Origin of the sequence: Brevundimonas sp. 357 (assembly GCF_003938605.1) — a bacterium.
Taxonomy (GTDB): Bacteria; Pseudomonadota; Alphaproteobacteria; order Caulobacterales; family Caulobacteraceae; genus Brevundimonas.
Genome location: NZ_RHWX01000024.1, coordinates 1 through 24,074, shown reverse-complemented (window position 1 = coordinate 24,074; position 24,074 = coordinate 1). Strand labels below are relative to the sequence as shown.

General features: G+C 65.8%; 22 protein-coding genes. 13 read left to right on the top strand and 9 right to left on the bottom strand.

What is annotated here, in order from left to right; all coding sequences use genetic code 11:
* Positions 1–131 precede the first annotated feature (131 nt).
* Together EGK63_RS15900 and EGK63_RS15895 are read right to left on the bottom strand one after the other, a co-directional pair.
* The gene (locus EGK63_RS15900; RefSeq protein WP_054765292.1) at positions 132–425 is read right to left on the bottom strand and encodes a DUF736 domain-containing protein; all 294 of its coding nucleotides are present in this window, start codon (positions 423–425) and stop codon (positions 132–134) included.
* 337 nt (positions 426–762) lie between these two features.
* Complete coding sequence (locus EGK63_RS15895) at positions 763–1,341, bottom strand: SOS response-associated peptidase (protein WP_054765291.1); 579 nt, start codon at positions 1,339–1,341, stop codon at positions 763–765.
* 147 nt (positions 1,342–1,488) lie between these two features.
* On the opposite strand from EGK63_RS15895, the gene EGK63_RS15890 reads away from it, so the two are divergent.
* Positions 1,489–1,668 carry a hypothetical protein gene (locus EGK63_RS15890; RefSeq protein ID WP_054765290.1) on the top strand — a complete coding sequence of 60 codons (180 nt, stop codon included), beginning with the start codon at positions 1,489–1,491 and terminating at the stop codon, positions 1,666–1,668.
* On the opposite strand, the gene EGK63_RS15885 is transcribed toward EGK63_RS15890, so the two are convergent.
* Both EGK63_RS15885 and EGK63_RS15880 read right to left on the bottom strand, forming a co-directional pair.
* On the bottom strand, positions 1,665–2,528 hold the full coding sequence (locus tag EGK63_RS15885; RefSeq protein WP_125902272.1) for a Ku protein: 864 nt from the start codon (positions 2,526–2,528) through the stop codon (positions 1,665–1,667). The genes EGK63_RS15890 and EGK63_RS15885 overlap by 4 nt on opposite strands.
* A gap of 82 nt (positions 2,529–2,610) precedes the next feature.
* A complete protein-coding gene (locus EGK63_RS15880) occupies positions 2,611–2,847 on the bottom strand; it encodes a DUF5961 family protein (RefSeq protein WP_054765288.1) in 237 nt (78 codons plus the stop codon).
* A 151-nt stretch (positions 2,848–2,998) separates the two neighbouring features.
* Between EGK63_RS15880 and EGK63_RS15875 the strand changes: the two genes are divergently transcribed.
* Genes EGK63_RS15875 through EGK63_RS15860 form a run of 4 tightly spaced genes read left to right on the top strand, consistent with a single transcriptional unit; the run spans position 2,999 to position 9,100 of the window.
* Positions 2,999–3,757 carry an ImuA family protein gene (locus EGK63_RS15875; protein ID WP_125902271.1) on the top strand — a complete coding sequence of 253 codons (759 nt, stop codon included), beginning with the start codon at positions 2,999–3,001 and terminating at the stop codon, positions 3,755–3,757.
* Positions 3,672–5,192 carry a DNA polymerase Y family protein gene (locus EGK63_RS15870; protein WP_054765286.1) on the top strand — a complete coding sequence of 507 codons (1,521 nt, stop codon included), beginning with the start codon at positions 3,672–3,674 and terminating at the stop codon, positions 5,190–5,192. The genes EGK63_RS15875 and EGK63_RS15870 overlap by 86 nt, the downstream gene beginning before the upstream one ends.
* 31 nt (positions 5,193–5,223) lie before the next feature.
* On the top strand, positions 5,224–5,793 hold the full coding sequence (locus EGK63_RS15865; RefSeq protein ID WP_054765285.1) for an alpha-ketoglutarate-dependent dioxygenase AlkB: 570 nt from the start codon (positions 5,224–5,226) through the stop codon (positions 5,791–5,793).
* A gap of 55 nt (positions 5,794–5,848) precedes the next feature.
* Positions 5,849–9,100: an error-prone DNA polymerase gene (locus EGK63_RS15860; RefSeq protein ID WP_125902270.1), complete on the top strand. Its 3,252-nt coding sequence runs from the start codon at positions 5,849–5,851 to the stop codon at positions 9,098–9,100.
* Between the two features lie 171 nt (positions 9,101–9,271).
* On the opposite strand, the gene EGK63_RS15855 is transcribed toward EGK63_RS15860, so the two are convergent.
* The 5 genes from EGK63_RS15855 to EGK63_RS15835 all read right to left on the bottom strand — a co-directional run bounded on the left by EGK63_RS15855 (position 9,272) and on the right by EGK63_RS15835 (position 12,994).
* Complete coding sequence (locus EGK63_RS15855; protein ID WP_054765283.1) at positions 9,272–9,634, bottom strand: DUF6768 family protein; 363 nt, start codon at positions 9,632–9,634, stop codon at positions 9,272–9,274.
* A complete protein-coding gene (locus tag EGK63_RS15850; RefSeq protein ID WP_054765282.1) occupies positions 9,627–10,187 on the bottom strand; it encodes an RNA polymerase sigma factor in 561 nt (186 codons plus the stop codon). The genes EGK63_RS15855 and EGK63_RS15850 overlap by 8 nt, the downstream gene beginning before the upstream one ends.
* A 17-nt stretch (positions 10,188–10,204) precedes the next feature.
* Positions 10,205–10,561 (bottom strand): DUF6768 family protein, encoded by a 357-nt coding sequence (locus tag EGK63_RS15845; RefSeq protein WP_054765281.1) that lies wholly within the window; start codon positions 10,559–10,561, stop codon positions 10,205–10,207.
* Between the two features lie 285 nt (positions 10,562–10,846).
* A complete protein-coding gene (locus tag EGK63_RS15840) occupies positions 10,847–12,142 on the bottom strand; it encodes a sodium:proton antiporter (protein WP_054765280.1) in 1,296 nt (431 codons plus the stop codon).
* 225 nt (positions 12,143–12,367) lie between these two features.
* Positions 12,368–12,994, bottom strand: coding sequence for a tyrosine-type recombinase/integrase (locus EGK63_RS15835; protein WP_054765279.1), 627 nt, complete (start codon positions 12,992–12,994; stop codon positions 12,368–12,370).
* 127 nt (positions 12,995–13,121) lie between these two features.
* Between EGK63_RS15835 and EGK63_RS17045 the strand changes: the two genes are divergently transcribed.
* The 8 genes from EGK63_RS17045 (at position 13,122) to EGK63_RS15795 (ending at position 24,070) form a co-directional block, all read left to right on the top strand.
* On the top strand, positions 13,122–13,346 hold the full coding sequence (locus EGK63_RS17045) for a DUF4334 domain-containing protein (RefSeq protein WP_125902269.1): 225 nt from the start codon (positions 13,122–13,124) through the stop codon (positions 13,344–13,346).
* Between the two features lie 91 nt (positions 13,347–13,437).
* A complete protein-coding gene (locus EGK63_RS15825) occupies positions 13,438–16,869 on the top strand; it encodes a response regulator (RefSeq protein ID WP_054765278.1) in 3,432 nt (1,143 codons plus the stop codon).
* Positions 16,870–16,877: 8 nt separating this feature from the next.
* Positions 16,878–17,702 carry a protein-glutamate O-methyltransferase CheR gene (locus EGK63_RS15820; RefSeq protein WP_054765277.1) on the top strand — a complete coding sequence of 275 codons (825 nt, stop codon included), beginning with the start codon at positions 16,878–16,880 and terminating at the stop codon, positions 17,700–17,702.
* The gene (locus EGK63_RS15815) at positions 17,699–18,286 is read left to right on the top strand and encodes a chemotaxis protein CheB (protein ID WP_054765276.1); all 588 of its coding nucleotides are present in this window, start codon (positions 17,699–17,701) and stop codon (positions 18,284–18,286) included. Before EGK63_RS15820 ends, EGK63_RS15815 begins: the two co-directional genes overlap by 4 nt.
* Entirely contained in the window at positions 18,283–19,422 is a 1,140-nt protein-coding gene (locus EGK63_RS15810; RefSeq protein ID WP_054765275.1) for a hybrid sensor histidine kinase/response regulator, read from the top strand. The genes EGK63_RS15815 and EGK63_RS15810 overlap by 4 nt, the downstream gene beginning before the upstream one ends.
* Before the next feature lie 367 nt (positions 19,423–19,789).
* On the top strand, positions 19,790–20,983 hold the full coding sequence (chrA, locus tag EGK63_RS15805) for a chromate efflux transporter (protein WP_054766881.1): 1,194 nt from the start codon (positions 19,790–19,792) through the stop codon (positions 20,981–20,983).
* A gap of 169 nt (positions 20,984–21,152) precedes the next feature.
* The gene (locus EGK63_RS15800; RefSeq protein WP_125902267.1) at positions 21,153–22,544 is read left to right on the top strand and encodes a toll/interleukin-1 receptor domain-containing protein; all 1,392 of its coding nucleotides are present in this window, start codon (positions 21,153–21,155) and stop codon (positions 22,542–22,544) included.
* Complete coding sequence (locus tag EGK63_RS15795) at positions 22,541–24,070, top strand: hypothetical protein (RefSeq protein WP_207896410.1); 1,530 nt, start codon at positions 22,541–22,543, stop codon at positions 24,068–24,070. The genes EGK63_RS15800 and EGK63_RS15795 overlap by 4 nt, the downstream gene beginning before the upstream one ends.
* The last annotated feature ends 4 nt before the right edge of the window (positions 24,071–24,074 follow it).

Genomic DNA, 24,074 nt, shown 5'->3' with positions numbered 1-24,074 from the left:
GTGCTTCAAGGCGCTGAGCTGGTCGTGGCCGGCGCGGACTTCGCCATAGGCGCGGCGGACGGTCTCCTTGGTCGTGGGCGCCCCCACCCCGGGGGCCCCCCCCCCCCCCCCCCCCCCCCGCGGCTCTTGGGTCAGCGGGACCAGATCAGGCTGTGTCCGCCCTCGACCTCCACCAGGGAGGCGTAGATCGGCGCCGGGAAGCTGGGATCGTCGAGCTTGACCGAGAGGTATTCGCGGTTCTGCTGGCTCGTCTTCTTCCAGGCGGCGCCGAACTCGGTCTGGCCGGCGAAGATCCGGAAGTCGGGAGCCTTGTCGTCGGTCTTCTCGTTCGGCCGCAGGACCGCCGCCTTGACGTTGAGGGTGAGGGTCTTGATCGAACCGGTGTAGCCGTCGCCTTGGGCGGTGAAGGTGCCGATGGTGGCCATGTCAGTCTCTCCTTTGCTTCGGGCCACGCCTGTCGCGGCCTCGATGGCGATCGGGAGACCGGGGCCCGGGCGGCGCGCAGGGAGAGCGAAGCGAGCCCCCGCAGCGAAGCGAAGGACCGCAATGAGAGACTTTCTTGTTTCGCGAGGAAGGCCGTCAGGCCGGGGATGAAAGTCGAGCGAGCGGTTGCGCCAGCCGACCGGGTTTCGGTCAGATCCGCCTCATCGAGAGGCCGCGCCGACTGGCGCGATAAGTATGCGAGACAATGGCCGCCCCAACCGCCCCGTTCGCGCGCCATCGGCACTACGCGGTCGGCCGGGACCCTCCCCCACTTCAGGCTCAGGCCGCTGCCGGGAAGATCTTCTCGACGTCGAGGCTCCCTGCGGGCGGAGCCCGCAAAAGCTCGGCTTCGGGCCGTTCGAGGTTGAGCCAGGCCGCACCCTCCTCGGGCTTCAGCACGACGATCTGCCGGTTATGGTAGGGCGCAATGTCGGTCCCGGGCTCGGTGGTCAGCATGGCGAAGGCGCCATCCTTCACCAGACCCGCGACCCAGAAGAGGCGCTCGCCGGCGAGGGTGAACCGCCACTTGGTCTTCCGCTTCTGTCCAGGCTCCGGGTCGGTGAACTCGAAGAAGCCGTCCGCCGGGATCAGACACCGGACCGAGTTGGCGAAGGAACGGCCATCCGAGCGGAAGTTGAACACCGGCGGCCCCTGCGGCGAGCGCCACGCCCAAGGCGTTGTGACCAGCTGGGGACCGCTTCCGCCCAAGGTGATGATCGGCACCCGATCGCCGATCCGGATGGAGGCGGCCGGCCCAAAGTTCGGCATCCCGCCCGGGAACACAAGCGGGTCGCCGCTGCGATTGAAGGTTTCGATTACGCCGTCGAAGGGCAGGATGAGCTGGAATTCGTTGCACATCGCATCATCTCTCCCCGCATCGACGGTCGCCGTCGGTCCGACCGGTGTCGATTGCCATTGAGCGGATCCCGTCCGTTGTCACCGCAGTCGCTGACACGGAACCCGACTCGCCAGCGCGGATTCCCTTCTCATCGAAGGGAGACCGCCATGTCCAAACGCGAACTGATCGAACCGACTCCAGGCGACAAGCGCTATGTCCGCCGTGACAGCGAGGGCCGCTTCGATGAACAGGTCGATGTCGGTAAGTCGTCGGCGCAGGATCAGAAGCGCCAAGCGAAGACCGCGTCGAAGCCGGGCCAAGGCGACAAGGGCGACCGGCGTCACTAGCCCGCCCGCCGCCGCGCCGGCGCCCGCGCCGGCTTCGCGGTGGCGGCGGGCCGGCTTGCCGTCCGCCCGCGCCCGCTGCGCGGCGTGGCGGCGCCCTGGAGACTGGCGCGCAGCGCCGCCATCAGGTCTCCGACTTGGGTGTCGTCCGGCTCGGCTGAGCGAACCGGCGCCTGGCCCTTTTGCTTGGAGGCGATCAAAGCCTTCAGCGCCTCCTCATAGCGATCCACGAACTGATCCGGATCGAACGGGCCCGCCTGCTGCTCGATAATCCGCCGCGCGATCTCAATCATCGCCGGATCGGGCTGCTTGTCCGAGATCGCGCCGAAGACGTCCCGCGTGTCGCGGACCTCGTCGCGGGTGCGCAGGGAGTAGGCCAGAATGCCCTTGCCGCGAGGTTCGAGCGCCAGAAGGCGCTCCCGCGTAGAGAGGACGACGCGGCCAAGCGCGATCTTGCCTTCTGACCGCATGGCTTCACGAATGACGCCGAACGCCTCCTCGGCGATCCCGCCGGCCGGGGCGAGGTAATAGGGATTGTCCCAATAGACCCGGTCGATCTCGTCCTCGGGGACGAAGCGCTCGATGTCGATCGTCTTGGTGCTCTCCAGCTTGACCGACTTGATCTCCTCGTCAGTCAGCAGGATGTATTCGTCCTTGGCGACGGCGGAGCCTTTCACCAGGGACGAGCGATCAACGGGGCCCGTTTCCGGGTCCGTCGTCACCATCTTGATCCGGTTGTTAGTCGCCGGATTGATCAGATTGAAATGGACGTCGCCGCCCGAACTGGTGGCGGTGTAGAGCGCCACCGGGCAGGTCACCAAGGACAGACGCAGGTGTCCCTGCCATGTGGGCCGATAGGCCATCGTCGAAGCCTCCGCACGGGCCATCCGGCCCGCCAAGATTCGACTCAACACCGAGCGGGGTGATTCGCTCCGGCCTCCGGCCTCAGTCGCAGGGCTCGGCTTCGCCGTCGCTCAGGTCAACGGTGAAGCAATGCTCCTGGCCGTCGTCGACCCCCGTCACGAAGATCCGGATTTCGCCGTCGCCATCGACCGGCGGCGCATAGAGTTCAGTGTAGCCGACCGCCGCCGCTTCGTAGCTCGGCGCTTCCACGACGTGGCCATGGCCCCGGCCGACGCCGTCGGCCCAGGCGAAATAGCGGTGCTGTTCAGGATCGGTCATCGGATCTCCTCGGACGTCCAAACGCGAAACCAACCGAAAGGATTCACCGCGATTCGTCCGGGGATAAGGCGCCCGCCCCGTTGACTCCGTGACGAAATGAGAGCCAGAACATTTCAGGAACGTTTATGACACCGAACCACGGGAGGCCGACATGCACGCCCGGCCTTCCGCCGAGCTCGAAACCCTCAGGGCGCGCATCCGCGCGCTTGAGCACGACGGCCGGCCGGCCGGCGGGGCGCTGCCCTTCGGCGTGCCGCCGCTCGACGCGGCCCTTCCCGGCGGCGGGCTCGCGCTGGGGGCCCTGCACGAGGTCGCGGGCGGCGGGGACGGCGCGGTCGACGGCGCCGCGGCGGCGCTGTTCGCCGCCGGCATCGCCGCGCGCCGACCCGGTCAGGTGCTCTGGTGCGTGACCCGCCCGGACCTGTTCGCGCCGGCGCTCAGCCAGGCGGGGCTCGGTCCGGATCGGGTGATCTATGTCGAGGCCGGCGACGAGCCCAGCCTCATGGCCTGTTTCGAGGAGGGCCTGCGGCACGGCGGTCTCGGCACGGTCGTGGCCGAGACGGCGCGCCTCAGCATGACCGCCTCGCGGCGCCTGCAGCTGGCGGCGGAGACCTCGGGCGCCCTGGCTTTGGCGATCCGGCGCTGGCGCCGCGCCGCCGACGCCGCCGACTTCGGCCAGCCCACGGCCGCCGTCACCCGCTGGCGGGTCAGCCCGGCGCCGTCCTCTCCCCTGCCCGTTCCCGGCGTCGGCCGGGGACGGTGGTTCGTCGAACTTCTCCGTTGTCGCGGCGCCGAGGCCGCGGAACTCACCCTGGAACCCTGTGATGAGACGGGTCGTCTCGCTCTACCTGCCGAACTGGTCCGTCGATCGGCTGCGCCGTCAGCTCGGGAACGACGCGCCGCCGCCTGACCAGCCCCTGATCCTCGTCGGCCGCGTCGGCCGGCGCCGGGTCGTGACGGCCGCCAACGCCGCCGCGCGTCAGGCGGGCGCCCGCGCGGGGCAGGCGGCGACCCAGGCCCAGGCGCTGATCCCGGGCCTCGACGTGCGGGACGCGGACCCGCAGGGCGACGCCGACGCCCTGGAGCGGCTCGCCGTTTGGGCCCTGAAACGTTATGCGCCCGTCTGCCAGACCGATCCGCCCGACGGCCTCGCCATCGACGCCACCGGCGCCGCCCATCTGAAGGGCGGTGAGGCGGCGATGCTGGCCGACATGGTCCATCGCCTCGCCGAGGCCGGCGTCCGGGCCGAGGCCGCCATCGCCCCGGCCTACGGCGCCGCCCATGCCCTCGCGCGCTTTCGCCGCGACCTCCGGATCGTGGACGACGGCGGGATCGACGCGGCTATTGGGCCCCTTCCTCTCGAAGCCTTGCGCCTATCCGGCGACCTGATCGCCGGCCTGAGGCGCATGGGGTTCGAGCGGATCGCCGACGTCGCTCATCGGCCCCGCGCGCCCCTGGCGCTCCGCTTCGGCCCCGATCTGGGCCGTCGCCTCGACCAGGCCTACGCCCGCACGGGAGAGCCTCTGATCCCGGTCGAGGCGCCGGAAGCGCCGCGGGTCGAGCGCGTCTTCGCCGAACCGATCGGCGCGCCGGAGACGCTGGCGCGCTACGCCGGCGCCCTGGCCGCTGACCTCTGCCGGGCGCTCGAGACCGCGGGGCTCGGCGTCCGTCGCCTCGACTGGCTCTGCTATCGGGTCGACATCCGACTCGAAGCGGTCCGCGTAGGCCTCGCCCGGCCGATCCGCGATCTGTCGCGGATCACCCGCCTGTTGACCGACAAGATCGAGACGATCGATCCGGGGTTCGGGATCGACCGGATGATACTCGTCGCCACCAGCGCCGAACGGCTGGACTGGCGTCCCGGCGCGACCGCCCTGGCGGAGACCGCGACCCCGGACGTGTCCGACCTCATCGACGTGCTCGCCAACCGGATCGGCGCCCGGCGTCTCTACCGGCTGCAGCCCGTGGAGAGCGACGTTCCCGAGCGCTCGATGCGCAAGGTCCCGCCCCTCGCCGCGCCGTCCGCCCAGGACTGGGCGCAAGACTGGCCCCGGCCGACCCGGCTTCTGCGCCGCCCCGAGCCCGTCGAGACCCTGGCCCTGTTGCCGGACAATCCCCCGACCCACTTCACCTGGCGCGGAATCCGCCGACGCGTGGTCCGCGCGGACGGGCCGGAGCGGATCTTCGGCGAATGGCGGCGCCGCGACGCCGAATTGCACGCCGTCCGCGACTACTTCCACGTCGAGGACGACGCCGGCGAACGCTTCTGGCTGTTCCGCGCCGGCGACGGCGAGGACGCCACAACCGGCTCGCAGGCCTGGTTCATCCACGGCCTGTTCGGATGACCCCCGCTCCCCGCCCGCACGTTGAACGATCATGACGCTGCAAACCGATCTGTTCGGGTCGCCGCTCGAGCCGGACGGCCTGCGATACGAGCCCGCGCTCGTGACGCCCGACGAACAGGCCGCGCTAGTAGCGGCCTTCGCCGGTCTGCCGTTCGCGCCGTTCGAGTTCCACGGCTGGCTGGGCGCCCGACGCGTGGTCTCGTTCGGCTGGCACTACGACTTCACCCGGGGGCGTCTCGACGAAGCCGCTCCGCTCCCTTTTTTCCTGCACGACCTGCGTGACCGGGCGGCCCACTTCGCCGGCGTCAATTCGACATTGGTCGCCCAGACCCTCGTCACGGAATACGCGCCCGGCGCCGGCATCGGCTGGCATCGCGACCGACCCCAGTACGACAAGATCATCGGCGTTTCGTTCGAGACGCCCTGCCGGATGCGGTTTCGCCGGAAGGCGGGCGCAGCCTGGGAGCGGCGTTACCTCGATCTGGAGCCGGGCTCCGCCTATCTCCTCGACGGCGTCGCCCGTCGTGAGTGGGAACACAGCATCCCGCCTCTGGCCAGCCTCCGCTACTCGGTGACATTCCGGACGCTTGCGCAAACCTGACGCCTTGCCGCCCCCCGGACTCGCCAAAAGAACAAAAAAGGAACATAGCGGCGCGATGCGCTACGCCGAGCTCCACTGCGCGTCCCACTTCTCCTTCCTGCGGGGCGCGAGCTCCTGCGAGGAACTGTTCGGCCAGGCTGCCGTCTGCGGCCTTGAGGCCCTCGCCGTCACCGACCGCAATAGCCTGGCAGGGATCGTCCGCGCACATGAAGCGGCGAAGGTCACCGGCGTGCGGCTGATCATCGGCTGCCAACTCGTCCTCGAGGACGAGACGGCCGTGCTCGTTTATCCCCGCGACCGCGCCGCCTACGCCCGCCTCTGCCGGCTTCTGACCCTCGGCAAGGGTCGAGCGGGCAAGGGCGGCTGTACGCTCGGCTGGGAGGATGTCGCCGTCTTCGCGGAAGGCCTTGTCGCGGTGCTGGTCCCCGACCGCGCCGACGCCCGATGCGAGTTGCAGCTCGAGCGGCTTGTCTCCGCCTTCGGCGCCGACGCTCACCTGGCACTGACCCTGAGACGGCGGCCGAAGGACCAACTCCGGTTGCACCAGCTCTCCGACTTGGCCCGGCGTCACGGCGTGAGAACGGTCGTGACCAATGACGTCCTTTTCCACCACCCAGACCGGCGAATTCTCCAGGACGTGGTCACCTGTATCCGCGAAGGGTGCACGATCGACGAGGTGGGCTTCCGCCGCAGCCGGTTCGCCGACCGCCATCTGAAGCGGGCCCAGGAGATGCACAGGCTGTTCAGCCGATACCCCGACGCCCTCGCCGCCACGGTCGAGATCGCGGACCGGTGCCGGTTCAACCTCGATGAACTGGCCTATCAGTATCCCAAGGAAGCGGCCCTGCCCGGCCTGACGCCGCAGCAGGCTCTGGCGCAGCTGACCTGGGAAGGCGCCGAAAGGCGTTACCCCGAAGGCATCCCGAACAAGGTGCAGGCCACGCTGCAGCACGAACTCGGGCTGATCGAGCGCCTCGGCTACGCGCCCTATTTCCTCACCGTGAACTCCATCGTCAGGTTCGCGCGCAGCCGGCAAATCCTCTGCCAAGGCCGTGGGTCGGCGGCGAATTCGGCGGTCTGCTATGTGCTGGGCATCACCTCGATCGATCCCGGCCGCAACGATCTGCTGTTCGAACGCTTCGTCAGCCAGGAACGCAAGGAGCCCCCGGACATCGATGTCGACTTCGAGCACGAGCGGCGCGAGGAGGTCATCCAGTGGGTTTACGATACCTACGGTCGCGATCGGTCGGCGCTCTGCGCCACCGTCATCCGCTACCGCTCGCGCGGCGCCCTGCGCGACGTCGGCAAGGCGCTCGGCCTGTCCGAAGACCTGATCAAGACCCTCTCGTCCCAGGTCTGGAGCTATTCCAGCGAGGGCGTCGAGGACAAACACGCCGAAGAGCTGAACCTCAACCTTAAGGACCGGCGGCTCAGAATGGCGCTGGACCTGTCGCGCCAGCTCATCGGTTTCCCGCGACACCTGAGCCAACATCCGGGCGGCTTCGTCCTGACCGATGACCGGCTGGACGATCTCGTTCCCATCGAACCGGCGGCGATGAAGGATCGCCAGGTCATCGAGTGGGACAAGGACGACATCGACGCCCTGAAGTTCATGAAGGTCGATGTGCTGGCGCTGGGCATGCTGAGCTGCATGCGCCGCGGCCTCGACCTGCTTCGCGAGCACAAGGGGATCGATCTCGATCTGGCCAGCATCCCGGCTGAGGATCCGAAGACCTATGCGATGATCCGGAAGGCGGACACGCTCGGGGTCTTCCAGATCGAGAGCCGGGCGCAGATGGCCATGCTGCCCCGGATCAAGCCCCGCACCTTCTATGACCTGGTCGTGGAGGTCGCCATCGTGCGACCGGGCCCGATCCAGGGCGACATGGTCCATCCCTACCTCGGACGCCGGGAAGGCAGGGAACCGGTCGACTATCCCAAGCCTGAACTGGAGAAGGTGCTGGGAAAGACGCTGGGAGTCCCCCTGTTCCAGGAACAGGCGATGCGGGTGGCGATCGAATGCGCCGGCTTCACCCCCTCGGAGGCGGACCAGCTCCGCCGCGCCATGGCGACCTTCAAGTTCACCGGCGGCGTCAGCCACTTCAAAGACAAGCTGGTCTCCGGGATGGTCGAGCGCGGCTATACGCAGGAGTTCGCGGAAAAGACCTTCGGTCAGCTGGAGGGTTTCGGCTCTTACGGTTTCCCGGAAAGCCACGCGGCCTCCTTCGCCCTGATCGCCTACGCCTCCTCCTGGCTCAAATGCCATCATCCGGATGTCTTCTGCGCCGCCTTGCTGAACGCCCAGCCGATGGGTTTCTACGCCCCGGCTCAGATCGTGCGGGACGCCCGCGAACACGGCGTCGAGATCCGGCCGGCGTGCGTCAACGCCAGCCGTTGGGACTGCACCCTCGAACCCACCGATCGAGACAGCCGGTTTGCAGTCCGTCTCGGCTTGCGCATGGTCCGCGGGCTGGCCAACGGCGACGCGGCGCGGCTCGTCTCCGGTCGAGCCGACCTGCCGTTCCGGACGATCGACGAGCTCTGGCGGCGAGCGCAGGCGCCGGTCTCAGCCCTGACCCGTCTGGCCGAGGCCGACGCTTTCCTGCCCAGCCTCGGCCTGCAGCGCCGGGAGGCACTCTGGGAGATCAAGGCGCTGCGCGACGATCCCCTGCCCCTGTTCACCGCGACCGCCGAGCGCGAGCATCAACGGATTCCGGAAATCCAGGAACCCGCCCCCGACCTTCTGCCGATGACGGCCGGTCGCGAGGTCGTCGAGGACTACACCCACCTTGGCCTCACCCTCCGCGACCATCCCCTCGCCTTCCTGCGAGATGAACTCCAGCGCCGGCATGTGATGACGTGCGCCGACGGGACGGCTATGCGCGATCGGCGCCTGACCCGGATCGCCGGCCTAGTGCTCGTCCGTCAGAAGCCCGGCTCGGCCAAGGGCGTGATGTTCATCACCATCGAAGACGAAACCGGCGTCGCCAACCTGGTGATCTGGCTCAGCCTCTACGAACAGCGGCGCCGGGTCGTCCTCTCCTCAAGCCTGCTCATCGTGGACGGCAAGGTGCAACGCGAAGGCGAGGTCGTCCACATCGTGGCCACCAAACTCCATGATGGGTCGGACCTGCTCGCCTCCGTCGGCGATCGAGGCGACACCTTCCCCCTGCCCCATGGCCGCGGCGACGAGGTCTATCACGGCAGCGCGCCAGACCCTCGCCAAGCCCGTCCAAAGGCGCGAGACATCTACATCCCCGACCTCCACCTCGACACCATCCGGCCTCGGACGCGGGATTTCCGTTAGGCGCCAATTCCGGACATTGGGGCGCCGCCAACAATCGGACGTTGGCGGCTTGGCTGGCGGAACGTCCGCTCCCGACCCGTTGCGGACATCGGGAATGTCCGATGTGTCTGCGACTGAGCCATCGCCGTTTCGAAGGCACGCTCCTTTCGTCATCGTCAGTTGGGCACGACCTCAGATGTCTCGATCAGAGAGCGTGTGCAGCCGTGCGATGTCTTGCCTGAGCTGTTGAATCTGCATGTCGGGTCTCATCGAGAGCTTTATCACCAGCGCCATCAGCAACAGCACCGCCGACGGCAGTCCCCATCGCATTGCATCAATGACTTGGTCGGCGTTGAAGAAGCGCCAGGCCGCGTATGCCCCGGCCACAAACATCAGGGCTTGGCTGATCATCATGATCCAGTTCACCCAAGCATTGCGTCGGCGGAACAGTCCCAACGCCTGATCGAGAAAGGCGGGCTCCTCGCCAATCTGCTCCAGCAGGCGGCGTTCCTCGTTGCGTAGCTCAGCGTCGATCCGGATGTCTGGGTCAGTCATTGGTATCTCCTTTCAGCGCGGCTCTCAGTTTCAGCCGAGCATGCATGAGGCGGGTCTTGATCGTGCCGACAGGCGCATCGAGGGCAACCGCGACTTCCGCGACCGACAGGTTCTCGAAGTGATGAAGTGCCAGCGCGGCGCGTTGGGCAGGTGGAAGGTTTCTGATGGCCTCGTGAAGCGCCGCTATGTCGGATGCCGGGGTCTCCTGGCCGTGAACGGCCGCCGGCTCGGTCTCTGCCGCCTGTTCCAAGGCGTTCGCCAGCCGGCGGTCCGACTGTCGCCGCCGAATGATGGCCGTCGCCTGACGCGTGGTGATGCGATAGGCCCATGCGGGAAAGGCTATGGGGTCTCGCAATCGCGTCAGCCCGAGCGCGATTTCGACCCATGCCCCCTGGGCGGCGTCGTTGGCCTGGTCAAAATCGCCGAGCAGGCGCCAAGCATGTGCGACCAGCTTCCGGTTCCAGCGCCCAGCTAGACGCCGAAACGCTAACACAGACCCGACTTGAGCCTGACGCACGAGCAATGCATTGTTGTGCCGGTCGTACTGCTCCATGCGCGGACTCTTCCCGGTCAGCGGAGCCTGCGGATCAGCCGCAACTCAAGTTCAACAACCTGGCGCTTGAGCCGGTTGATATGCATCACAGGCCAGAATGCGAACTTGATGGTGAAGGACATCAGGATCATCCCGAGAGCGGGGAAACCCCACCGCAACGCCTCCAAAGCCTCGCTCGACTGGCTGAAGCGCCATGCGCACCAGACGCCGCCTGCGAAGAGCCCGATCTCGGCAGTCATCATCGCAAGCGTTGGCCAGGCATTGCCCCCGCGGAATAGCCCTTTGGCCAACTCGAAAAATCCAGGCTGCTTCTCCAGCGGCGCCAAAGCAGCCAGTTCTTCAGTTGACCAGGTTGCAGGGGTCGTATCGGTCATCTTTGTCTCCTTGACCAAACCGTATGGGAAAGAGGTGTCACTCGCGCGCCGTTCGGTTCAATCCGTCGACCAAAAATCGGCAAGAAGCGTTCGCCACCGCGCAAGCTAACGGTTTGGAGCCCTTCAGCGGCGAGCTGAACGTCTACTTCCCGCCCCTAGCTGGTGCTGAGGCCGTCCGCTTTTCGGCCCGTCATCGACGTCCGCTCTCGACGAGGATGCGCGGGACCGAAATCGACCCGTTGCGGACAGTTGAGTTGACTGATCCCATCGGCCCGGGTCACAAAGTCAGGCTGACGCCCCTCGCCCCGAGGTATCGGCCTGCACCTCATCCGCCTCTGCATCCGGGTCGCGGCCTTGGCTGCGGTCAAACCATCGCATCACCGGTGTGACCGTGATGCCGTGCAGCAGGATCGACATCAGGCAGATCAACCCCACGATGGCCCACAGCCGGTCGCCGCCCTCGAACGGCGCGGCGTTCAGCCCATAAGCCAGATAGTAGAACGATCCCACGCCGCGGATGCCAAAGAAGGCCAGAATCAGCTTCTCGCGCAGAGGCCGCTTCCAGCCGATCAATCCGATCGTGCCGGTCAGGGGCCGCACCAGCAGCACGATCACGGCGGCCACCGCCGCGTCGACCGGCCTCAACGGCGCTAGCAGACCTGACACCAGCGCTCCACCGAACAGCACTAGAACCACCATCATCGCCATCCGTTCGATCTGCTCGATGAAGTCGTGCATCTGGGCTTGAAAGTCGTGGTCTCGATCGGCGTGCCGGAACGCCAGCGCCGTGATGAAGACCGCCAGAAACCCGTAGCAGTGCAGCATCTCCGTCACCGAATACGAGATGAATGTCGCTGCCAAAACGATGAAGCCATCACGTGTCGCTGCCAGCCGCGTGCTGACCGGGATGGCAAAGGTCAGCCACCCGAACAGCCAGCCGATCGCCCAGCCGATAGCCAGCCCCGCGCCGATCTCCCACAGCACGCTGACGGTCAGCCATTCCAAGAACCATTGGGTTTTCTGGCCCGACGCCACCAACGCCAAGGCGATGGCCATGTTGACGAACGGAAACGCCAGGCCGTCGTTCAGCCCAGCCTCGGACGTCAGGCCAAACCGAACCTCGTCTTCTCGCCCCTCGCGCGGCGCTCCCACCTGGATGTCGGAGGCCAGCACCGGATCGGTCGGGGCCAGCGTCCCGGCGAGCAGTATTGCACCTGCCAGCCCAAGCCCCAAGACCGTCCAGCCCAGTATCACGATCGCCGCGACCGACAGCATCATGGTCACGCCCAGCAGTCGCCAGGTCACCCCCCACCTCTGCAGGTTGAAAATCCTGTCGATCTTCAGTCCAGCGCCCATCAGGGCGATAATGACCACAAATTCGGTCAGACGCTCGGTGATGTCGGGATGGCGCTGAGGCAGCGGATCGAACACCACCTGTGGCAAAGCGAAGAGCCCGGCACCGAGGATCACGCAGACGATCGGCAGCGACAGTGGCGCACGCCGGAAAACCAGCGGCAACCACGCCACCAGAGCGACCAGCGCCCCCACCACAAACAGCATCAGGATATATGGATCGGGCATAGGTCTCCGGGGCCATCCGACTGGACCGCGCTTACTTAATGCGACAGCGCCCATAAGGTCGCCGATGCTGGCAAGAAGCTTCACCGGAGTGCCCGATGACCTCCACCCTTGATGCAAACGACCCTTCCGCGCTGCCTAAAGCGGCCGACGCAGGGCTCTAAAGCTTTGTCCGCTTCCCACCCATTGCGGACAGGTGCCGGGCCCGCTGAGCGAACCCGGCCGTCGTCAGAGATCTATTTGCTCAGAGAGCTCCAGGGCGTCGTCAACTTCGATGCCGAGGTAGCAAACTGTGCTCTCCAGCTTGCGGTGACCGAGCAGCAGCTGGCAAGCGCGCAGATTGCCGGTCTTCTTGTAGACCAATGAGACCTTCGTGCGCCTGAGGCTGTGCGTGCCGTAAGCCGCAGGCTCAAGATCGATCAGGCGTATCCATTGATCGACCAGTCTCGCGTACTGCCGTGTACCGATGTGGTGCCCGGCATGACTTCGGCTTGGAAACAGCCAGTCGTCTTCACGCTGCCCTCGAATTTCCAGCCAACCCGCAATGGCATCGCGGGCCGGCTCTGTGATCTCGAAGGGAACCGGGCGTCCGGTCTTCTGCTGGATGACCGTGGAGCGGAGCCTCAACGAACCGCCAGGCGGGACGTCGCTCACACGAAGTTTTACGAGGTCACACGCTCTGAGTTTTGCATCGAGCGCGCAGTTGAACATCGCAAGGTCGCGGACGCGCTTGGCAACCTTGAGCTGCTGTCGGATCGCCCAGATGTGCTTCGGCTTCAACGGAGCCTTCGGGCCGATGAGACGGCCCGCGTTCCAGGGGCGTCGAGGGATGATGAAAAGGTCAGACTGGCGCATGGCCAACCTCCCACGGATGGCCTCCCTGCCCCGGAAGATTGTACACCTGTTCCGTCAGCCGTCCGCCCCGAGCGGATATTGAGCCAGCATCGGAAATGAGACCTGTTGCAATGGACACATTGCGACGATGCCTGCGTCCTTCCCAGTTTGGCGTGGACGGCGCCGATGCGGCGGGTTGACCGGGGCGGCGTATCTTCAGCGGCGATGGATCTACGACGATCTCCCCGTGACCGGCCGCTTTCGATCCGTCGACGCGATGCGGGTCATGGGCCTGATGGACTATCCGGAACTGCCGCCCCCGTTTCGCATGTGGACCCACGCGGGCGACGCGTCGTTCCGCCGTAGGGCCTGACGCCGCGCCTCGACGGCGCGAGCCAATCAGACCTTGCTTATTCGCCCCCGGAAGGTAGGCAGGTTCTGTCCTCACCTGCCGACGAGCCCGGATGTTCAAGAACAAGACCCGTACCTTCCTGCGCCCTTCCCGGCTTGAAGTCTGGGCCGCCGCGGGCCTTGCGGCAGTTCTGGTGTTCTTCCTCGTTAGCGGGTTTATCGCCTACGCGAACGTTTCCGGGCTCCGCACAACCAATCAACAGGTCATCAAAACCCATACGGTGATGATCACCGCTGATGAACTGCTCAGTGCGGTGCAAGACGCTGAGACCGGCCAGCGCGGCTTCGTCCTGACTGGAGATGCCCGGTATCTCGCCCCCTATGAGCGGGCCCATCCAGTCGTCACGGACCGGTTCGAGACCCTCGTTGAATTGACCGCAGACAACCCGCGCCAGCGCGGGACCATCGCCCCCCTCAAACGCCACCTCGACTCCAAGATGGCCGAGCTCGCTCGCATTGTAGCGGTCCGACGCGCCGAGGGTCTTGAGCCCGCACGGGCGCTCATCCTGACCGACCAAGGTTTGTCCGACATGGATGGCATCCGCGACCACGTGGCCGCCATCCGCGCCGAGGTCCTTCGCCAGCGCCAGCAACTGCTCATTGACATGGAAGCGGCCTACCGGACCGCTCTGATCAGCGGCCTGCTTTCCGCCCTGTTTGGCGCGATCCTGACTGTCTCCGTCTTCCTGCTTATCCGCCGCAGCGCCCGGGCCCGCACCCGCGAGGACTGGCTACAGACCGGCAAGGTAGGCCTGACCGAAGCCATGGGCGGCGACCTGACCATCGAGGAGCTGTCCGACGGCGTGTTGGGCTGGCTTTCGCGCTACGTCGGAGCTCAGGCGGCGGCCCTGTTCAAGGGCGAGTCAGGTCACTTCCGCCGCGCGGCGCTTCTCGGCGCACCCGCCGGGGCTCGCGTCCCGACCGAGTTCCGCCTGCGCGAAGGGCTGCTCGGCCAGGTCGCTGCCGATGGACGCCCCACCTTGCTCAACGACGTTCCCGAAGACTATCTGACCATCGGATCGGCCTTGGGCGAAGGTGCGCCCCGCCACTTGGTCATCGCCCCGACGCGCGCCGAGGGCGTCATCAATGGCGTCATCGAACTGGGCTTCCTGCACGAACCCGACGCGCTGGTGCTGCAGCTCTTGAGCGAGGCGGAAGACGCCATCGGCGTGGCCCTGCGTTCCGCCCGCTACCGCTCCGACCTTCAGAACGCCTTGGAGGAGACCCAGCGCCAGGCTGAAGAACTACAGGTGCAGAGCGAGGAGCTGCGCGTCTCCAATGAGGAACTGGAGGAACAGAGCCGCGCCCTAAAGGAATCCCAGGTGCGGCTTGAGCAACAGCAGGTCGAGCTGGAGCAGACGAACAGCCAGCTGGAGGAACAGGCTCAGACCCTGGAGACCCAGAAGGATGATCTGGAGCGCGCCAGTGCGGAACTAAACGCGCGCGCCGATCAGCTCGAACAGGCAAGCCAGTACAAGTCCGACTTCCTGGCGAACATGTCCCATGAGCTGCGCACGCCGCTCAACTCCCTGCTGATCCTCTCCAAGCTGCTAGGCGACAACGCCGACGGCAACCTCAGCGAGGAGCAGGTGCGCTACGCCGACACCATCCAGTCCTCGGGCAACGACCTGCTGACCCTGATCAACGACATCCTCGACCTGTCCAAGATCGAGGCCGGCCACGTCGAGATGCGCCCCGAAGGGGTGTCCCTGCAGCGCGTGGCCGCGGACCTGGATCAGCTGTTCCGGCCGGTGGCGGAGGAGCGCGGCCTTGAGCTGGCGATCTCGGTCGAAGGCGATGTGCCCGACATTCTGGAGACCGATCGCCAGCGGCTTGAACAGATCCTCAAGAATCTGCTGTCCAACGCCGTCAAGTTTACCGAGGCTGGCTCCGTACGGTTGTCGGTCACGGCTGATGACCGCCGGGTTCGCTTCGCTGTGGAAGACACCGGCATCGGTATCTCGCCGGATCAGCAGGCTGCGGTGTTCGAGGCCTTCCAGCAGGCGGATAGCGGCATCAGCCGGCGCTTCGGCGGCACAGGCCTGGGCCTGTCCATCTCGCGCGAACTGGCGCGCCTGCTCGGCGGCTCGATCAGCCTGCGCAGCGCGCCGGGCGAAGGCTCGACCTTCACCCTGAACCTGCCGCAGACCTATTCGCCCGCGGTCCAAGCGCCCGTCCCCGCACTGGAGGCCCGCGTCGGCCTTACGCCCAAGGCTGCCGGTGCTCCAACGAAAATCGGGCGCGTCGCTCCCATGCCGCGCGCCATCGAGGACGACCGCAATGCGCTCAGCGGGTCGCGCCGTCTCCTGCTGGTGATCGAGGACGATGACCGCTTCGCCGGCATTCTGCGCGACCTGTCGCGCGAGCTTGGTTTCCAGTGCCTGGTCGCCGGCACCGCCGCGGACGCTTTGGCGCTCGCCCGCCGCCATTCGCCCAGCGCCATCGTCCTCGACATCGGCCTGCCGGACCAGTCGGGGCTCACGGTGCTGGACAGCCTTAAGCGCGATGACCAGACGCGCCACATTCCCATCCACATTGTCTCGGCCGAGGATCATAGTCATACGGCCCTGGCGCTGGGCGCGCGCGGCTACACGCTGAAGCCGGTCAAGCGTGAAGACCTCGCAGAGGTGCTGTCGGGGCTGGAGAAGACCCTTGAGCGCACGGTACGTCGCGTGCTCATCGTCGAGGACGACCTTGTCCAGCGCGAGGCTGTCCAAGCCCTGCTCGCGTCCGACCAGGTCGAGACCGTCGGCGTCGGAACGGCCGCCGAATGCCTGACAGCCCTGGCGGAACAGACCTTTGACTGCATGGTGCTGGACCTGACCCTGCCTGACGCCTCAGGGACGGGGTTGCTGGAGACGCTCAGCCGGGACCACGAGCACGCCTATCCACCGGTGATTGTCTACACCGGCCAGGACCTCTCGGCAGAGCTTGAGCAACAGCTACGTCGCTACTCCAGTTCCATCATCATAAAGGGCGCCAAATCGCCCGAACGCCTGCTGGACGAGGTCTCCCTCTTCCTGCACCAGGTCGTGTCGGACCTGCCGCCCGAGCAGCAGAGTATGATCCGCAAGGCCCGCAACCGCGACGCAGTGCTCGAGGGCCGCAGGATCCTCATCGTCGAGGACGACGTGCGCAACGTCTATTCGTTGACGAATGTTCTTGAGCCGAAGGGCGCCGTGGTGGCGATCGCGCGCAACGGCCAGGAGGCGCTCGACCAGCTCGAGGCCGCTGCGTCCGATCCTTCGCAAGGGATCGATCTGGTGCTGATGGACGTGATGATGCCCGTGATGGACGGCCTGACGGCCACGCGCCGGATCCGCGAGGACAGCCGCTTCGGCAAGCTCCCCATACTAATGCTGACTGCCAAGGCCATGCCGGACGACCAGGAGCGCTGCCTCGCCGCGGGCGCCAACGATTATATGGCCAAGCCGCTGGATGTGGACAAGCTGCTGTCCCTCGTCCGTGTGTGGATGTCCCGCTGAGACCTGCCATGCCAGAAAGCTTGGAAGACCTGGAAATCCAGCTGCTGCTGGAGGCGCTCCATCAGCGGTATCATTTTGACTTCCGACACTACGCCCGCGCGTCGATAAAGCGTCGGCTGACCCAAGCCCGCGACCAGATGGGCTTCGCCAATTTCTCAGCGCTGCAGGCGGCCCTGCTGCACGAGCCTGCCATGCTGTCGCGCATGCTGGGCTATCTGACCGTGCAGGTCAGCGAGATGTTCCGGGACCCCGGCTATTTTCGGGCGCTGCGCGAGAAAGTGGTGCCGCACCTGCGTACCTGGCCGTCGCTAAAAGTCTGGGTTGCGGGCTGCAGCCACGGCGAGGAGGTCTATTCGCTCGCAATTCTGTTCAAGGAAGAGAGCCTCTACGACCGCACCCTGTTCTACGCGACCGACATAAATCCCGAAGCCCTGCGCGCGGCCGAGGCCGGGGTCTATCCCTTGGACAGAATTCGACGTTTCACCGAAAACCACCAGAAGTCCGGGGGGCGTTCCTCACTGTCGGACTATTACACCGCCGACTACGGCCGGGCCGTCTTCGATAAGAGCCTCCGCGAAAGGGTGGTTTTCTCCGACCACAGCTTGGTGACCGACGCCGTCTTCGCCGAAATGCAGCTGGTGTCCTGCCGCAATGTGATGATCTATTTTGATCGTGAGCTGCAGGACAGGGCCATCGGGCTGTTCCACGATACCCTTCCGCGCAACGGTTTCCTCGGCTTGGGTTCGCGCGAAAGCCTGCGTTTCTCCAGCCACGCAGGAGCCTTCACCGAGTTTGTCGGCGACGAGAAGATCTACCGTAAGCAGGCCGCATGACCGACGCCGTCGTCCCCGCCCGCGCCCGCTCCGCGATCGTCATCGGCGCCTCGGCCGGCGCTGTCGAGGCCCTTCTCGCCCTGCTGCCGGCCCTGCCCGCCTACAGCCCGCCGATCCTGGTCGCCGTCCACGTCCCGCCCGATCGCGACAATATGCTGGTCCCACTGCTGCAGACCCGCTGCGGCTTGCACATAAAGGAGGCGGAGGACAAGGAACCGGCCTGCCCCGGCACAATCTATTTCGCGCCGCCGGACTATCATCTGCTGGTCGAACAGACCGGCGACCTGGCCCTGTCCTCGGATGAGGCTGTGCACTATTCCCGCCCGTCGATCGATGTCCTGTTCGAAAGCGCCGCCGACGCATGGGGCGCCGGCTTGGCCGGGGTGATCCTGACCGGCGCCAATGATGACGGGGCGGCCGGTCTGGCGGCGGTGGCGCGCGCCGGCGGTTTCGCCATGGTGCAGGATCCGACGCAGGCCGCCGCCTCCGCCATGCCGGAAGCGGCCTTGACCGCCTGCCCACGCGCCCAGCCACTTTCGCTCGCGGCCCTCGCCGCCCGCCTCGCCGACTGGAGCGCCAGATGACCGCCCACCCCACGCCCGCAACCGTCTTGATCGTGGACGACCTCGAGGAGAACCTGGTCGCGCTTGAGGCTCTGTTGCGCCGCGACAGCTTACAGGTGCTCAAGGCACGCTCCGGCGACGAGGCGCTGGAAATCCTGCTCACTACTGACGTGGCGTTGGCCCTGCTCGACGTGCAGATGCCGGGTATGGACGGCTTCCAGCTGGCCGAGTTCATGCGCGGCAATACCCGCACCCGCCATATCCCGATCATCTTCGTCACCGCGGGCAGTGCAGACCGGCAGCGGCGCTTCCGGGGCTATGAGGCCGGGGCGGTGGACTTTATCCAGAAGCCGATCGAGCCGGACGTGCTGCGAAGCAAGGTAGAGGTCTTCATTGATCTCTACGACTACCGCCACGAGGTCGTGCGCCAACGCGATGAACTGGATGCCCATGCCGCCGCCCTGGTTGCCGCGGACCGACGCAAGAACGAATTTCTGGCGGTGCTGGGACATGAGCTGCGCAACCCGCTGATGGCGCTGCAGGCGGGTCTCCAACTGTTGGAGCGGGACGCTGGAGCAGACGCCGCCGTCGTGGTGCGAGCCCGTATGACCACTCAGGTTCACCACCTGTCTCGCCTGATAGAGGACCTCCTGGACGTCACCCGGATTGACCAGGGAAAGATTACCCTGCGGCTGGAGCGGGTGTCGGTCCAGACCGTGCTGGACTCGGCCGTCGACACCAGCCGACCAAAGGTGACCGCCGGTCGCCACAGCCTGAAGATAGAGGGCCCCGTCGAAGCCGCCTGGATCATGGCGGACTTCACCCGCGTGTCCCAGATCCTCAGCAACCTGCTGACAAATGCCGCCAAATACACCCCGCCGGAAGGGGTCCTGTGCCTCGTCACCAGGCTTGAGGCCGACACCGTCGACTTCGAGGTCTCGGACAACGGGATCGGTATTCCCCCCGAAATGCAGGACGGAATCTTCGACCTATACACCCAGGCCCCGGGCCCCGACGGACGCTCCGCCGAGGGACTCGGCATCGGCTTGGCGCTGGTCCGGCAGTTGGTCCAACTGCACAAGGGCGACATCACTGTCCGAAGCGATGGCCCGGGACGGGGGAGCACATTCAAGGTTCGGCTGCCGCGCGCACTTTGACCCGCACCTCGGCATCAGCGTGCAGGTCTATTCGTTGCGCGCCTCTGCCGAAGTTTCACCTGGTGGCGCTCGTACTGACACCCAAGAACCTGGCCGGTGAGCTTGTCGCCCCCTAGCGGAGTTCATCAATACGGACTTCAGGCCTGCGCCAACAGCGGACCGAGACGCCTCGGCGGAAAGTAGACGTTGCTTTCGATCAACTTGTAATCGATCTCAGCCCGCCGGCGAGCGTCTTCCGGGACTTGGCAGCCAATCCGGACGAAACTAGGCTACGCTGGCGGGCACACGCGGACGCTCGATCAGACGCTCGCTCGTCAAGCTCCGCTCCATTTTCCACGCCCTGCCAGCGTGGGCGGGAGCAATGCCTGTGACGAACATTGACGGTGAACCGACCCCGCCCGCACTGAGCCACCTCGATCTTTTCCTCCGCTTCCTGCGCTTTGGACTGCTCGCCTTCGGAGGCCCCGTCGCACAGATCGCCATGATCCGACGCGATCTGGTCGAGGATGAGCACTGGATTTCCAGCGCGCATTTTAACCGTCTCCTAGCCGTGCTCCAGATCTTGCCGGGGCCGGAAGCCCACGAACTCTGCGTGCATCTGGGGATGCGGGCGAAGGGTCGCCTCGGCGGGCTTCTTGCCGGGCTGGGATTCATGACGCCGGGTCTGCTGATCATGCTGGCGATCGGCTGGGCCTACGTCGAGTTTGCCCCCCTGATGGCCGTACTCGCAGGCGCCTTTCTTGGCGTTCAGTCGGCCGTCATCGCTATCATCGCCAGAGCCGTGCACAAGATCGGCTCGCACATCCTGGAGGACGGCTGGCTTTGGGGCGTCGCCCTGGTCGGCTTCGTTGCGACGCTTGCGGGAGTGAGCTTTTGGCTCGTGCTTCTGGCGGGTGGGACGACCTATGCCCTGGTCAAAGGCGGTCGATACGTCATCGCCGGAACGGCCGCAGTGACCTTCTGCGTTCTTGTCGCCTTGGCCCACAACCCGCTCGACGGCGCCCTGATCCATGCCGGGGAAGCCGGAGCCGGCGCGCTGGCGATGTTCTGGACGGGACTGAAGGCGGGGCTCCTGACGTTCGGTGGAGCCTATACGGCCATCCCATACGTCCGAACCGACACCGTCGGACGTGGCCTGATGAATGACGGGCAGTTCCTCGACGGCGTCGCTTTCGCAGGCGTCATTCCGGCGCCGCTCGTAATCTTCTGCACCTTCGTCGGCTTCATTGTCGGCGGCTGGAGCGGCGCCCTCGCAATGACGGCCGGCGTCTTCCTGCCTGCGTTTGCTTTCTCGATGGTCCTTTATGAGCGGCTCGAACGGGTCGTCGCCGACGAGAGACTGCACCGGGTGCTGGCGGGCGTTGCCGCCGCGGTCGTCGGCATCATCGCGGCGACCTGCGTTCAGCTGGGTTGGGCCACCCTGCAGCGCGTGCCGTCGGCGCCGGCCGCAATTGCAATCTTCGTCCTTGCACTGACGACCGTCTGGTTCTGGAAAAGTCGCTACGCTCCGGCCGTCGTCCTCTTGGGTGCGGCTCTGGCCGGATGGGCGGTGTTCAGATGATCGCTGGTGCAAGCCCTGTCAGGACAGCGCCAGTTTCGGACCTTGAGGGCATGCCGGAGCGCGGACTTTGGGGCGAGGAGGCGCGCGCGGTCTGGCGGAGACCATCAATTCAACTGGCGGTTCGCGGTCCGGAGCGGACTAGACTGGGCTGAACTGATTCGGCGGCCACATGTCTCGGGACACCATTTTCATCTGCCACGCCACGCCGGACGACAACGATTGTGTCCGTTGGCTCGGCGCGAGACTTATGGGCCACGGCTACAAAGTATGGGCGGACATGTTCGGCTTGAAGGGCGGAACGCCGTTCTGGAGCACGATCGAGGACGCGCTTCGGGAGCACGCCTGCAAGGTCATCTTCGTTGCCTCGACTGAGAGCGTCGATCCCCAGCGCCAAGGGGTAAGAAACGAGCTCTCCGTGGCCGACGCGGTGCGGAAAACGCTGGCGGACCCAAGCTTCATCATCCCGGTTCGGATCGACGGCGTCGCCTTCGCCGACTTTCCGATCCTCGTGCACCAGCTCAACGCCATCGATTTCAGCAAGGGCTGGGGTCCTAAACTCGTTGAACTGCTCGACACGCTCGACACCGCCAACGTGCCTCGCCTTGAGCACGACCAGACCGCCGAGTTCGAACGATGGCGACAGGACGCGGCCAAGACCGCAGCCCTCGTCAACGCCGAGCCGGAGCCTGTGCTGACCAGCCTGTCTCCCATCAACTCTCTGCCGGCCACACTGCGCTATCTAAAGGTCAACGCGGACGCCGCAATCGTCGCGCAGTCGCTGCGCCCGAGCGGGATTCCCTTCTCGGTCTTCTATCAGTTGCTTTTGACCTTCGCCGACCTCGATGAGGTGAATGCGGCCCTGCCGACGCCGTTTGTCGCCGAGCTCCGCGCCGAACGTCCGCTGGAGGACTTTCTGCAGGGCCCCTCAGCCGACGTCACGAGTCCCAAGCGCGGCGACGCTCACAATATCGCCACGGCCTTGTTCCGGGAGCATGTGGAGCGGCATCTGCTCAGCCGCGGCCTCAAACCCCTGGAGCAGCGCTCGGGATCGGCCTTCTATTTCCCGGCCGATCTCCTCGCCAACAACAAAGTCATCTATACGGCCGCGTCCGGAAAGCGGACCTACAAGAAGGTCGTGGGTCGCAGCGAGCGGAACCGCGTCTTCTGGCATCTGGCAATGAAGGTGACTGTCGTCCTCGGACCGCCGGCGTTCGTTCGGTTCAAGCCCTATGTCGCTTTCTCCGACGACGGGCAGGCTGCAATCACGGATCCGAAGCGAACGACACCGATACGCAGGCGGTTCTGCAAGAATTGGTGGAACCAGCACTGGCGCCAGCTTCAGGAAGCCTTCGCCGCCTGGCTGGCGGACGGACAGTCGGACTGCGTCATTCCACTCGACGGAGACCAGAGACTAACCCTCGCCGGTCGGCTGCTGCAGCTGACCGCCCAGAGACACATCGTCGGAGATCTCCAGTTCCAGGACGACGCTGAAGATCCGGACGAACCGGAGGATGATGACGACGACGGCGTCTTCGATGCTGATGCTGAGGACGAGGCATGAGCGACTGGACACTGACGCACATCGACGAACCGATGCTTAGCTTTGGCTTCAACCAGAAGACCGAGCATCCAAAGGACGGCCTATTCCTGTTCGGCCCGCCGGCCTCCAACCAGAATCCCGCGCGCATGGATGTGGGCGTGATCGGAACGCTGGAGGGGATCAGGCGGTACGAGACCTGGGTGAAGGCCTTGGGCGCGACGATCGCGGCTCCGGAAAGCGGCCGCGAAGAGAACAAGACGATGTGGCCGGGATTTCAGGCCGCGTTCGGCGTGCCCTGGCCCGCGACGCCCTTTGCCAAGATCACGATCGACGGCGATCTTCTGAGCCGCCGCATCCGCAGCGAGGATCGACATGACGGGATTTTCCGCGCGGTCGATGTCTATGGCGACGCCTTGCGGAAATACCTGCGCGAGCAGGAAGCCCGACCGCAGTTCTGGTTCGTGGTCATCCCCGAAGAGGTGCATCGGTTCGGTCGGCCGAAATCCATCGTGCCTCGAGAACAACGGGAGAAGGCATCAGGAACGATCGGGCGTCGAGCTGCGAAGTCCATCCTGTCGGCAGGCTCGCTCTTCGTCGAAGAGATGGAGGCCGCCGCGCTCTATGAGTATGAGCTCAACTTCCACAATCAGCTGAAGGCTCGGCTGCTCGACACGGGCCAGGTCTTGCAGGTGGTTCGGGAAACGACCCTGACCCCTTCCGAGTTCGAGGAAGGTGCCCGCAGGTCCCTGCAGGATCCGGCGTCGGTCGCTTGGAACCTCGCCACGACCAGCTTCTACAAGGCGGGCGGCCGCCCGTGGCGGGTCGCAGAGGTCCGCGAGGGCGTTTGCTATGTCGGGCTGGTGTTCAAACACATCGAAAACGCCAACGGCCGCGACAACGCCTGTTGCGGTGCCCAGATGTTTCTGGATTCTGGCGAAGGCGTGGTTTTCAAGGGCGCCGTCGGACCTTGGTTCTCATCCACCGACCACAGCTTCCACCTGAGCCGCGAAAAGGCCGCGGAACTGATGGGGATGGTGATCGCCTCCTACACCGAGATGCACGGCCGCCCGCCAGCCGAATTGTTCATCCACGGCAAGACGTGGTTTGAGACGGCGGAATGGGAGGGTTTCCAATCGACCGTGCCCCCGGAGACCAGACTGGTCGGCATTCGCATCCGGCGGCAGAACGAGTTGAAGCTGTTTCGCTACGGCAGTCGGCCGGTGTTGCGGGGGACCGCCATCCTCGCCTCGGATCGTCGCGCCTACCTCTGGACGACCGGCTTCACGCCTCGGCTTAACACCTATCCGGGCCGGGAGGTGCCGAACCCCATCACCGTAGACATCGTCCAAGGCGAGGCGGACATCCGGCAAGTACTCACCGACCTAATGTCGCTGACCAAACTGAACTTCAACAACGCCGGCTTCGCGGACGGCCTGCCGGTCACGCTGCGCTTCGCTGACCTGACCGGTGAAATTGACGTGCCCCTGAGTTTTCATCCAGCGGCGACCAGAGTCCTTGGGTTAGTTACGCCTCGCAGCGTGGGGTGAGCAA

Coding starts and splice junctions, on each gene's coding strand:
- EGK63_RS15865 (WP_054765285.1), top strand. CDS start 5,224: ATGACGCTGCAAACCGATCTGTTCGGGTCGCCGCTCGAGCCGGACGGC.
- EGK63_RS15890 (WP_054765290.1), top strand. CDS start 1,489: ATGTCCAAACGCGAACTGATCGAACCGACTCCAGGCGACAAGCGCTAT.
- EGK63_RS15800 (WP_125902267.1), top strand. CDS start 21,153: ATGTCTCGGGACACCATTTTCATCTGCCACGCCACGCCGGACGACAAC.
- EGK63_RS15860 (WP_125902270.1), top strand. CDS start 5,849: ATGCGCTACGCCGAGCTCCACTGCGCGTCCCACTTCTCCTTCCTGCGG.
- EGK63_RS15895 (WP_054765291.1), bottom strand. CDS start 1,341: ATGTGCAACGAATTCCAGCTCATCCTGCCCTTCGACGGCGTAATCGAA.
- EGK63_RS15835 (WP_054765279.1), bottom strand. CDS start 12,994: ATGCGCCAGTCTGACCTTTTCATCATCCCTCGACGCCCCTGGAACGCG.
- EGK63_RS15840 (WP_054765280.1), bottom strand. CDS start 12,142: ATGCCCGATCCATATATCCTGATGCTGTTTGTGGTGGGGGCGCTGGTC.
- EGK63_RS15850 (WP_054765282.1), bottom strand. CDS start 10,187: ATGGAGCAGTACGACCGGCACAACAATGCATTGCTCGTGCGTCAGGCT.
- EGK63_RS15870 (WP_054765286.1), top strand. CDS start 3,672: ATGAGACGGGTCGTCTCGCTCTACCTGCCGAACTGGTCCGTCGATCGG.
- EGK63_RS15795 (WP_207896410.1), top strand. CDS start 22,541: ATGAGCGACTGGACACTGACGCACATCGACGAACCGATGCTTAGCTTT.
- EGK63_RS17045 (WP_125902269.1), top strand. CDS start 13,122: ATGCCTGCGTCCTTCCCAGTTTGGCGTGGACGGCGCCGATGCGGCGGG.
- EGK63_RS15825 (WP_054765278.1), top strand. CDS start 13,438: ATGTTCAAGAACAAGACCCGTACCTTCCTGCGCCCTTCCCGGCTTGAA.
- EGK63_RS15900 (WP_054765292.1), bottom strand. CDS start 425: ATGGCCACCATCGGCACCTTCACCGCCCAAGGCGACGGCTACACCGGT.
- EGK63_RS15820 (WP_054765277.1), top strand. CDS start 16,878: ATGCCAGAAAGCTTGGAAGACCTGGAAATCCAGCTGCTGCTGGAGGCG.
- EGK63_RS15855 (WP_054765283.1), bottom strand. CDS start 9,634: ATGACTGACCCAGACATCCGGATCGACGCTGAGCTACGCAACGAGGAA.
- EGK63_RS15875 (WP_125902271.1), top strand. CDS start 2,999: ATGCACGCCCGGCCTTCCGCCGAGCTCGAAACCCTCAGGGCGCGCATC.
- EGK63_RS15880 (WP_054765288.1), bottom strand. CDS start 2,847: ATGACCGATCCTGAACAGCACCGCTATTTCGCCTGGGCCGACGGCGTC.
- EGK63_RS15810 (WP_054765275.1), top strand. CDS start 18,283: ATGACCGCCCACCCCACGCCCGCAACCGTCTTGATCGTGGACGACCTC.
- EGK63_RS15845 (WP_054765281.1), bottom strand. CDS start 10,561: ATGACCGATACGACCCCTGCAACCTGGTCAACTGAAGAACTGGCTGCT.
- EGK63_RS15815 (WP_054765276.1), top strand. CDS start 17,699: ATGACCGACGCCGTCGTCCCCGCCCGCGCCCGCTCCGCGATCGTCATC.
- EGK63_RS15885 (WP_125902272.1), bottom strand. CDS start 2,528: ATGGCCTATCGGCCCACATGGCAGGGACACCTGCGTCTGTCCTTGGTG.